Annotated in this window: 9 protein-coding genes and 1 pseudogene; 3 read left to right on the forward strand and 7 right to left on the reverse strand. The window is 69.8% G+C overall.

Annotated features, from left to right (window positions below; translation table 11 throughout):
* Nucleotides 1-32: 32 nt before the first annotated feature.
* Nucleotides 33-1,721: pseudogene (gene ctaD / locus JAP66_RS08815) on the reverse strand (aa3-type cytochrome oxidase subunit I); the annotation flags it as partial.
* A 356-nt stretch (nt 1,722-2,077) separates the two neighbouring features.
* Here ctaD and JAP66_RS08820 point away from each other — a divergent pair.
* On the forward strand, nt 2,078-2,449 hold the full coding sequence (locus JAP66_RS08820; RefSeq protein WP_199431090.1) for a thioredoxin family protein: 372 nt from the start codon (nt 2,078-2,080) through the stop codon (nt 2,447-2,449).
* A gap of 18 nt (nt 2,450-2,467) precedes the next feature.
* On the opposite strand, the gene JAP66_RS08825 is transcribed toward JAP66_RS08820, so the two are convergent.
* The 4 genes from JAP66_RS08825 to JAP66_RS08840 are packed head-to-tail and all read right to left on the reverse strand — an operon-like array spanning nt 2,468 to nt 5,478.
* Nucleotides 2,468-3,232, reverse strand: coding sequence for an IclR family transcriptional regulator (locus JAP66_RS08825; protein WP_307849490.1), 765 nt, complete (start codon nt 3,230-3,232; stop codon nt 2,468-2,470).
* An 8-nt stretch (nt 3,233-3,240) separates the two neighbouring features.
* Entirely contained in the window at nt 3,241-4,185 is a 945-nt protein-coding gene (locus JAP66_RS08830; RefSeq protein ID WP_199431091.1) for a PDR/VanB family oxidoreductase, read from the reverse strand.
* 10 nt (nt 4,186-4,195) lie between these two features.
* Nucleotides 4,196-4,414: a hypothetical protein gene (locus tag JAP66_RS08835; RefSeq protein WP_307849491.1), complete on the reverse strand. Its 219-nt coding sequence runs from the start codon at nt 4,412-4,414 to the stop codon at nt 4,196-4,198.
* The gene (locus tag JAP66_RS08840) at nt 4,411-5,478 is read right to left on the reverse strand and encodes an aromatic ring-hydroxylating dioxygenase subunit alpha (protein ID WP_199431092.1); all 1,068 of its coding nucleotides are present in this window, start codon (nt 5,476-5,478) and stop codon (nt 4,411-4,413) included. The genes JAP66_RS08835 and JAP66_RS08840 overlap by 4 nt, the downstream gene beginning before the upstream one ends.
* Nucleotides 5,479-5,643: 165 nt before the next feature.
* Between JAP66_RS08840 and JAP66_RS08845 the strand changes: the two genes are divergently transcribed.
* On the forward strand, nt 5,644-7,110 hold the full coding sequence (locus tag JAP66_RS08845) for an MFS transporter (protein ID WP_235998840.1): 1,467 nt from the start codon (nt 5,644-5,646) through the stop codon (nt 7,108-7,110).
* 24 nt (nt 7,111-7,134) lie between these two features.
* Here JAP66_RS08845 and JAP66_RS08850 read toward each other — a convergent pair whose 3' ends face one another.
* Together JAP66_RS08850 and JAP66_RS08855 are read right to left on the reverse strand one after the other, a co-directional pair.
* A complete protein-coding gene (locus tag JAP66_RS08850; protein ID WP_199431093.1) occupies nt 7,135-7,779 on the reverse strand; it encodes a response regulator in 645 nt (214 codons plus the stop codon).
* The gene (locus JAP66_RS08855) at nt 7,770-8,933 is read right to left on the reverse strand and encodes a sensor histidine kinase (protein ID WP_372448947.1); all 1,164 of its coding nucleotides are present in this window, start codon (nt 8,931-8,933) and stop codon (nt 7,770-7,772) included. Before JAP66_RS08855 ends, JAP66_RS08850 begins: the two co-directional genes overlap by 10 nt.
* Nucleotides 8,934-9,098: 165 nt before the next feature.
* On the opposite strand from JAP66_RS08855, the gene JAP66_RS08860 reads away from it, so the two are divergent.
* Nucleotides 9,099-9,746, forward strand: coding sequence for a DedA family protein (locus tag JAP66_RS08860; protein ID WP_199431157.1), 648 nt, complete (start codon nt 9,099-9,101; stop codon nt 9,744-9,746).
* Nucleotides 9,747-9,811: the final 65 nt, after the last annotated feature.

Below are 9,811 nucleotides of genomic sequence, written 5' to 3' on the forward strand. Positions count from 1 at the left end.
TCCCCGAGTCTCGCACGCACACTCGTGCGCCTTCAGTCCTGCTGCTCGTCCAGCTTGCCCTCGGTCGCCTCGGACGCCCGCTTCGACGGCGGCTCCGGCTCGGCCGTGTGCGGCTTCGTCCTACCGGTGAGGGTGATGTGCCCCTCGTCGTGGAGTCGCTCGATCATGTGCGGGTAGTGCAGCTCGAACGCGGGCCGCTCGGAGCGGATCCGCGGCAGGTCGGTGAAGTTGTGCCGCGGCGGCGGGCAGCTCGTTGCCCACTCCAGCGAGTTGCCGTAGCCCCACGGGTCGTCGACCTCCACCGGATCACCGAAACGGTAGCTGCGCACGACGTTCCACAGGAACGGCAGCATCGAGAGGCCGAGGACGAACGCGCCGATCGAGGACACCGTGTTGAGGAACGTGAAGCCGTCCGACTCGAGGTAGTCGGCGTAGCGGCGCGGCATTCCCTCGTTGCCCAGCCAGTGCTGCACCAGGAACGTGGTGTGGAAGCCGATGAACGTCAGCCAGAAGTGCAGCTTGCCCAGGGGCTCGCTCATCATCCGGCCGATGAACTTCGGGAACCAGAAATAGATCCCGGCGAAGGTCGCGAACACGATCGTGCCGAACAGCACGTAGTGGAAGTGGGCCACCACGAAGTACGAGTCGGTGACGTGGAAGTCCAGGGCGGGCGCGGCCAGGATGATGCCGGTCAGCCCGCCGAGGAGGAAGGTGACCAGGAAGCCGATCGACCACAGCATCGGTGTCTCGAAGCTGAGCTGCCCCTTCCACATCGTGCCGATCCAGTTGAAGAACTTGATCCCGGTCGGCACGGCGATCAGGAACGTCAGGAACGAGAAGAACGGCAGCAGTACCGCTCCGGTGGCGAACATGTGGTGCGCCCAGACCGCGGCCGACAACGTGGTGATCCCGACGGTCGCGAACACCATCAGCCGGTAGCCGAACAGCGGTTTGCGGCTGAACACCGGGATGATCTCGGTGATGATGCCGAAGAACGGCAACGCCACGATGTAGACCTCCGGATGGCCGAAGAACCAGAACAGGTGCTGCCAGAGGATCGCGCCGCCGTTGGCGGGGTCGAACACGTGGGCGCCGAGCTTCCGATCGGCCGCGAGACCGAACAGCGCCGCGGTGAGGATGGGGAACGCCAGCAGCACGAGGATGCTGGTGAACAGGATGTTCCAGGTGAAGATCGGCATCCGCCACATCGTCATCCCGGGGCAGCGTAGGCAGACGATCGTCGTGATCATGTTGACTGCACCGAGGATGGTGCCGAGCCCCGACACGATCAGCCCCATGATCCACAGGTCCCCGGCGATCCCCACCGAGTAGGCGGCGCGCGACAGCGGCGTGTAGGCGGTCCAGCCGAAGTCGGCGCCACCGGCAGGTGTCAGGAACGAGCTCACCACGATGGTTCCGCCGAAGAGGAACAGCCAGTAGGAGAACGCGTTCAACCGCGGGAACGCCACATCCGGTGAGCCGATCTGCAACGGCAGGACCAGGTTGGCGAAGGCGAAGAGCACCGGCGTCGCGTACAGCAGCAGCATGATCGTGCCGTGCATGGTGAACAGCTGGTTGTACTGCTCCTGCGACAGGAACTGCAGCCCCGCCTGCGCCAGCTCGCCGCGCATCAGCAACGCCAGCGCGCCGCCGATCATGAAGAACGCCATCGCCGTGACCAGGTACAGCATCCCGATCTTCTTGTGATCGGTCGTGCGCAGCAGNCAGGAACTGCAGCCCCGCCTGCGCCAGCTCGCCGCGCATCAGCAACGCCAGCGCGCCGCCGATCATGAAGAACGCCATCGCCGTGACCAGGTACAGCATCCCGATCTTCTTGTGATCGGTCGTGCGCAGCAGGTCCAGCATGGTCTGGCCGCGCTTGCCCCTGTGCGGTTTGGGCTGTTGGATTCTGGTCGGCCGCAGGCCGATCTGGGTGTCCAAGCCACGCACCTCCACGTCGCTGGTCCTTCTCCGGAAATCACCGTAGACCTCCCGGTGGAGGCGCGCATCACTTCGTTACTACCGGCGGTAAGAGCCGGGCCGGAATGCGGGCCGCCCGGTTCGTTGTTCACCCGATATGAGCACAGTCGAGCTGACCACCGACAACTTCGACGACGTCGTCTCCGGCAACGACTTCGTACTGATCGACTTCTGGGCCTCCTGGTGCGGCCCCTGCCGCCAGTTCGCGCCGACCTACGAGAGCGTCTCGGAGAACCACGGGGACGTGGTGTTCGCCAAGGTCGACACCGAGGCGCAGCCGCAGCTCGCGGCCGCGTTCGAGGTCAAGTCGATCCCGACCGTCGCGGTGATCCGCGACCGGGTGGTCGTGTACGCGGAGCCGGGCGCGCTGCCCGAGCCCGCGCTCGAGGACCTCATCCGGCAGGCGCGTGAGCTCGACATGGACGAGGTCCGTGCCGCCGCCGAGCAGGAGCAGCAGCCGAGCGAGTGACCCGGCTGCGAGCGCCGCTCAGCCCGCGGGCCGCGGCGCGAGCGTGCGGGAGATCCCGCGCGCGGCCGCCTGCACGAGCGGAGCCAGCGTGATCGGCGCCGCGGTGTCGGCACGGACGACGAGCGACACCGCGGCGATCACGTCCTGGCGGGGATCGCGGATCGGCGCGGCCACCGAGAGCGCGTCGAGGGTGACCTGGCCGTCGCTGACCGAGTAGCCGTTGCGCCGGACCGCCGCCAGCACCTCCCGCAACCGGTCCGGGTCGGTGATCGTCTTCGCTGTGTAGGCGTGCAGGGGGGTGGCCAGCGCCTGCTCCTGCACCTCGGCCGGGGCATGCGCCAGCAGCACCAGCCCCACGCCGGTGGCGTGCAACGCGAACCTGCCGCCGACCCTGGTCAGTACCGGTACCGCGTGCCGGCCGGCGATCCGTTCGACGAACACCAGCTCGAGGCCCTCGCGCACGGCCAGCTGTACGTTCTCGTGGGTGACCTCGTACAGGTCCTCGAGGAACGGCATCGCCACGTCGCGTAGCCCCAGTCCGCGAGGCGCGAGTGAGGCCACCTCCCACAGCCGCAGCCCGACGCGGTAACGCCCGTCGGCGCCGCGTTCGAGCGCGCCCCAGTCGACCAGCTCGGCGGCGCGCCGGTGCGCGGTCGGCAGGGAGATGTCGGCCCTGCGGGCCAGCTCGCTGAGGGTGAGCTCGGGAGTGGCCGGGGTGAACGCCTCCAGCATGGCGAGCACCTTGGCCGTCACCGACCTGGCCTCCCGGACAACACCGCCCACCCCGGCTCCTACAGCTCGAGTACCAGTCGCGGACCGCGGGACCGCGACACGCAGATCATCATCGTCTCACCGGCCGCCCGCTCCTCGTCGGTCAGCAGCGAGTCGCGGTGGTCGGGCACGCCTTCACGCACCTCGGTCTCGCAGGTGCCGCAGGTGCCCTCCTGGCACGACGACAGCACGGGCACCCCGGCCTCCTCGACGACCTCCAGGATCGACCGCTCCGGCGGCACTCGCAACGTCCGGCCCGACACGGCCAGCTCCACCTCGAACGACTCCAGGGGCCCCGCGCCGGCGTCCTCCTTCGGCGAGAAGCGCTCCACGTGCAGCGCCCCGGCGGGCCACGCCGCGCAGCGTCCCTCCACGGCGGCCAGCAGCGGCTCGGGACCGCAGCAGTACACCGCCGTCTCCGGTTCGGGCGTGCCGAGCAGGTCGTCGAGCGGGAGCAGCCCCGACTCGTCCTGCGGCCACAGCACCACCCGCTCGCCGTACTTGGCCGCCAGCCGGTCGGCGAAGGCCATCGACACGCGGGCGCGGCCGCCGTAGTACAGCCGCCAGTCGGCGCCGCGCGCGTCGGCCTCGGCCACCATCGGCAGGATCGGCGTGATGCCGATGCCCCCCGCGAGGAAGAGGTAGCGCGGCGAGTCCACCAGCGCGAAGTTGTTGCGCGGCCCGCGCACCCGCACGGTGTCCCCCTCGGCGAGCCGGTCGTGCACGAACGCCGAACCGCCCCGCCCCTCGGGCTCCCGCAGCACAGCGACCGTCAGCGCGCCGCCGTCGGCCGGATCGCCGCACAGCGAGTACTGCCGTTGCAGGCCCTCGTCCAGCAGCAGGTCGAGGTGCGCGCCCGGCTCCCACGAGGGCAGGGCCCCACCGGCCGGATCCCGCAGCGTCAGGCACAGCACGCCCTCGGCCACCTGCTCCTTGCGTGCCAGCACGAGTTCGAGCTCGTCCATGATGTTCCTCTCACACCCCGGCGAGCTGCCGCTCGGGCCGGGGCGAACCGCCCGCAGGTGGCCGCTCGTGCCCGTCGGGGTGGGCCAGCAGCCAGTCCCAGAGCTCCACCGGGTCCTCCGACTCGTGCTCGGCGCCGCAGTGGCACACGCCGAGCAGGCGATCGGTGTTGAGTACCCAGTGGATGCGGTGCACGGTGTCGCCGTGCAGCATCGCCGTCCGCGCGCTCACGTCCGCACCGCCGCGGCGGGTTCGGCGGCGGGCCGCTCGCCGCGCTCGATCATCCGTTTGAGGAACCGCCGCGCCGCAAGGCCACCGGTGTCGATGTTGACGCTGAGCTCCTGGTAGCCGTCGCGCTCGTTCTCGACGACCTTCTCCAGGATGTCCAGCGCGGTGACGTCCTGCAGCACGACCGTGCGGTTGCTCTCGGCCAGGAACGCCGAGACCTCCTCGTCGCCTAGCGCGAAGTCCCGCGCCACCGCCCAGAAGTCGTGCGTGCTGTGCTCCGTTTCCGGGGTGATGGCGTAGACCACCTCGACGTGGAAGGCGTCGGGGTCGGTGCCGTCGTCGTTCGGCAGCACGCCGACCGGCGCGATCCGGCTGTGCAGCAGGTACAGGCACGGCGGGTGGTACTCGATGTCCTGCCAGCGGGTGATGCGGCCCTCGATCCCGGTCGACTTGGCGTAGAACGAAGGGCACTCCGCGTCGGCCATGTGCCTGCTGACGTAGATGATCTCGTTCTCCTCGTCCACCTCCGTGGTGATCGGGGTGTTAGCCACCTCCGGGGTGCCGATGTAGCCGCCGTGCAGGTACGTCTCGTGGGAGAGGTCCATCAGGTTGTCCACCAGCAGCTCGTACCGCGCGGCCAGCGGCTCCATGCCGGACACCGTGGTGTAGGCGGGGTCGTCGAGCCACGGCGCGCGCGGAACCAGGGCGGGGTCGGCCCTGTCCCGGTCGCCGATCCAGACCCACACGAACGAGTCCTGCTCGACCAGCGGGTAGCTCGGCACCCGCGCGGTTCGCGGGATCCGGCCCTGGCCCGGCACGGACACGCACGTGCCGCTCTGGTCGTAGGTGAAGCCGTGGTAGCCGCACACGATCCGGTCGCCGTCCAGCCTGCTCTCCGACAGCGGGTACCGGCGGTGCACGCAGCGATCGGCGAGCGCGACGGCCTCACCGGCCTCGGTGCGGTAGAAGACGATCGGCTCACCCAGGATGGTCCGGGGAAACAGTTCGCGGCCGATCTCACGACCGTATGCCGCGACATACCACTGATTGCGGGCAAAAGTCGTCATTGACGTCGCTCCTAGGCGTGATCTGGTGGGAGAGATACCCGAACTGTGAGCGTCGGCAGGCGCACCAGGCCACGTGCGTTTTCAGCCACTGAAAGAATTTGTCGATTCCGTTCACCGGAACGCCCCGCGAGCGTTCGCCGGACCCGGTTGTCATGGTGTGCCGCCATGACCGGACCACAGCCGATGAAGCCGACACAGTTTCTCGACAGCCGGGGCAAGACCGCGACGCCCTACCGCGCGCTGTGGGGGGTGCTGCTGCTCGGCTGGGTCGTCAGCTACGCCGACCGCACCCTGACCGGGCCCGTCGTGAGCTGGATGCTCGCCAACGACGTCGGCTTCATCGGCGAGGCGAACGATCCTCGCGCGCTCGGTGGCCTGGTGGGCTCGCTGTTCTTCACCGGCTACATGCTCACCCAGTACCCCGGCGGCAGGCTCGGCGACCGGTTCGGCCACCGCGAGATGATCGTGCTCTCGCTGCTGTGGGCGGGCGTGATGACGGCGCTTTCCGGCATCGTCGTCGGGCTGATCGCCTTCGTCGGCGCGCGCGTGCTGACCGGGCTCGGGGAAGGCGTCTTCTACTCCAACGACCGGACGCTGATCCTGAACAACACCCCGCCGAAGCGGCGCACGCTCGGCCTCGGCGTGGTGATCTCCGGGCTGTCCATCGGTCTCACCATCGGCATCGTCTGCACCCCCCTGCTCATCGACTGGGGCGGCTCACTGGGCATGGGCACCGAGTCGTGGCGGGTGCCGTTCGTGGTGTTCGCGGTGTTCTCGATCGCGGTCGCGCTGGGCTGCTGGTACTTCTTCCACCGGCACCTCGGCGGGAAGCTGCACCTCGGCCCGCCGCTGCTGCGGCTGATCGCCGTGTCGGTGCCGTTACTGGCGGCGGTGCTGCTCCTGTTCGTGGTGGCCGACGAGCTGCGCTGGCCCACCTGGGGGACGGCGATCGGCTCGGGCGTGCTGGCCGTCGTGGTCATCGGCGTCATCGTGGCCAGGCTCCGCCGCACGCCCGAATCCGCGACGCTGCTCGGCCGGGACATCGTCATCGTCTACATCGCCTACATCGCGATCCTGTGGAACCTGTGGTTCTTCAGCTTCTGGTCGGTGGAGATCGTGCGCGAGGCGGCCAGCAGCTCGCTGCTCGCGGCGGCGCTCACGGCGGCGTTCAACGCCGGTGCGGGCATCCTCGGCTTCCCCGCCGGTGGCTGGCTGGCCGACCGGGCGCTGCGGCGCGGCTACGGGCGCAAGCCGCTGCTGGTGAGCTTCACGGTCGTCTACTCGCTGCTGGTGTTCGTCTTCGCGCTCTCCATCGGTGACGGGCAGAAGCCGTCGTTGCTGCTGCTCGGCACGATCCTGTTCTGCTCAGGGCTGTTCTTCAACGCGCTGCAACCGATCGCGCAGGGCATCACCGGCGACCTGGTGCCGGAGAAGCAGCGAGGCTCCGCCTTCGGGATGCTGAACCTGGTCTCCGAGATCGGTGCCGTCGCGAGCCCGGTGGTCAGCGGCGTGCTGCGTGACGCCACCGGCAGCTGGGCCGTCGGCACCTGGGTGGCCGGCGGCATCATGCTCTCCTCCGGCGTGCTGTACCTCCTGGTCCGCGAGCAACGCCCCAGCCTCGTGAGCGCGTAACAGTGTTCTAACTCGTGTACGCACTCACGAGCCGAGGTAGCGCAGCACGGCCAGCACGCGGCGGCTGAAGCCGGTGATGTGCGCCAGCTCCAGCTTGTCGAAGATCGCGTTCACATGTTTCTCCACCGCGCTCTGCGACACGTGCAGCGCGGCGGCGATCCCGGCGTTGGTGTGCCCCTGCGCCATCCGCTCCAGCACCTCCCGCTCGCGCGCGGTCAGCCGGGCCAGCGGATCCGCCCGGCTCGTGCGCGCAAGCAGTCTGCGCACCACCTCGGGGTCGAAAGCCGCACCGCCCCGGCCGACACGCTCCAGGGCATCGAGGAACTCGCCCACCTGCGCGACCCGGTCTTTCAGCAGGTAGCCGACCCGGCCACCGTCGTCGGTCACGAGCTCGGTGGCGTAGCGCTTCTCGACGTACTGGGAGAGCACCAGCACGCCGATCTCCGGCCAGCGCCTGCGGATCTCCAGCGCCGCGCGCAGCCCCTCGTCACTGTGCGTCGGCGGCATTCGCACATCGGTCACGATCACGTCCGGCCGGTGCTCGGCGGCCGCGTCGACCAGCGCCGTGCCGTCCCCGACGGCGGCCACCACCTCGTGGCCCTCCTCGGCGAGCAGCCGGACGAGGCCCTCCCGCAGCAACGTCGAGTCCTCGGCCAGTATCACGCGCACGGCAGCACCGCCGTGACAACCGTCGGACCACCGGCCGGACTGTCCAGTGCGAACTCGCCATCGGCCGCGGCGACCCGCCGGGCGAGCCCGGAAAGGCCACTGCCCGAGGCACTCGCACCACCGTGGCCGTCGTCGGTGATCCGCACGGCCACGCCCGTGGCGACACCCGAGACGTCGATCTCGATCCGCCCCGCACCCGCATGCTTGATCGCGTTCGTGACCGCCTCGGACGCCACGAAGTACGCGACCGTCTCGGTGGCCGCGTCCGGCCGAGCGGCGAGGCTGTAGCGCAAGGTGACCGGCACGCTGGACCGTTCGGCGAGCGATTCCAGCGCGACGTGCAGGCCGCCGGAGTCCAGCGCGACCGGGTACACCCGCCACGTCACCTCACGCAGATCCTGCAACGCCTGCTGCGACTCCTCGTGCGCCTGGCGCAGCAGCTCGCCCGCCCGCTCCGGGGCCGTCGCCCGGCGGGCCCGGCCGAGCACCACGCCGAGCGCCACCAGCCGCTGCTGCACACCGTCGTGCAGATCCCGCTCGATCCGCCTGCGCTCGTCGTTGACCGCCTCGACCACCTCCGCACGGGTGGTGGCGAGCTCGGAAACCCTGTGCCGCAACCGCTCGTGCTCACTCGGCCCCAGGAAGCGCCGCGCCAGCAGTCGGTCCAGCGCCGCGACCCCGACCAGGCCTTGCACGGCGAGGAACACGAGCAGCATCCCGAACAGGCCGACCACGATCGGGTCGTACCAGTCCCGGTCCGTGCCAACCGGGTCGCCGCCACCGATCGGCTGTCCCGACACGATCTGCCACCCCATGATCGCGCCGGACACCGCGCCCCACGCGATGAGCAGGAAGATCCCGGCGCCGAGCCCGCCGACGACCCAGCGGAGCGCGAGATACTCCAGTGCCCGCCGTCCGCCGTAGCCAGAGGCGCTCTCGCCGTCCAGGTACCGGGCGAGCCGGAAGCCCTCGAACGCGGCCAGCGCCCGCGCGCCCGCGAACACCCGCGGCCGGACCGGGCGCAGCGCCAGGATCGGTACCGCGAGCACGACGTAGGCGAGTTCCACGAACGCGGTCGCGCTGCCCAGCGCCAGCCCCGCGGTGCTCCGGAACGCCCTGCGCACCAGGTCGCCGGGAGCGTCGGTCACAGGCACGATCCCGAGGCTAACCAGCGACCGGCCACGGCGTACTGCGGTTTTCCGCAAGATCACCCTGTGGCGTCTCCACAGCGAACCGGGTGCCGCGCCACATGGCAGCGGCGCCGGCCGGTTCGTAGCGTCGCCGGTAGCACCTGCCGCCCACGAAAGGCCGACATGTCCATGCAGCCAGACCCGCCCGCCGGCGCCACCGAACCGTTGAACGGGCTCGCCGGGTGGGCAGTCGACGTCATGGAGACGCTGGGCGGCCCAGGGGCCGCGCTCGTGGTCGGGCTCGACAACCTGTTCCCGCCCATTCCCAGCGAGCTGGTGCTCCCGCTCGCCGGGTTCACCGCCAGCCAGGGCACGTTCACCCTCGCCGGGGCCCTGTTCTGGACCACGCTGGGCTCCGTGCTCGGTGCGATCATCGTCTACTACGCCGGGCTGGTCTTCGGCCGGGAACGCACCCGCAGGGTCATGGCACGGATCCCGCTCCTCAAGGCCGCCGACTTCGACCGGACCGAGGCATGGTTCAACAGGTACGGCACGAAGGCCGTCTTCCTCGGCCGGATGGTGCCGCTCGTGCGCAGCCTCATCTCACTGCCCGCCGGGATCGAGCGCATGCCGTTGTGGCAGTTCCTGGCGCTGACCACGGCGGGCAGCCTGCTGTGGAACACGGCGTTCGTCACCGGCGGTTACGCGTTCGGGGAGAGCTGGCAGCTCGTCGAGACCTACGCCGGCATCTTCCAGAAGATCGTCCTCGGGCTGCTCGCACTCGCGGTCGCGGTGTTCGTCGTCCGCCGCCTCCGGCAAGCGCCCCGGGGGTCGTGAGTGCGTAACAGAGTTCTAACTGGTTGTGAAGTTCGGGGACATCGGTGACAGTGGAAGTCTCTGGA

The sequence above is a fragment of the Qaidamihabitans albus genome, assembly GCF_016464705.1.
Lineage (GTDB): Bacteria > Actinomycetota > Actinomycetes > Mycobacteriales > Pseudonocardiaceae > Qaidamihabitans > Qaidamihabitans albus.

Excerpts from the sequence above, each read along its gene's own strand:
- JAP66_RS08840 (WP_199431092.1), bottom strand. The coding sequence starts at position 5,478 with ATGACGACTTTTGCCCGCAATCAGTGGTATGTCGCGGCATACGGTCGT.
- JAP66_RS08845 (WP_235998840.1), top strand. The coding sequence starts at position 5,644 with ATGACCGGACCACAGCCGATGAAGCCGACACAGTTTCTCGACAGCCGG.
- JAP66_RS08820 (WP_199431090.1), top strand. The coding sequence starts at position 2,078 with ATGAGCACAGTCGAGCTGACCACCGACAACTTCGACGACGTCGTCTCC.
- JAP66_RS08830 (WP_199431091.1), bottom strand. The coding sequence starts at position 4,185 with ATGGACGAGCTCGAACTCGTGCTGGCACGCAAGGAGCAGGTGGCCGAG.
- JAP66_RS08860 (WP_199431157.1), top strand. The coding sequence starts at position 9,099 with ATGCAGCCAGACCCGCCCGCCGGCGCCACCGAACCGTTGAACGGGCTC.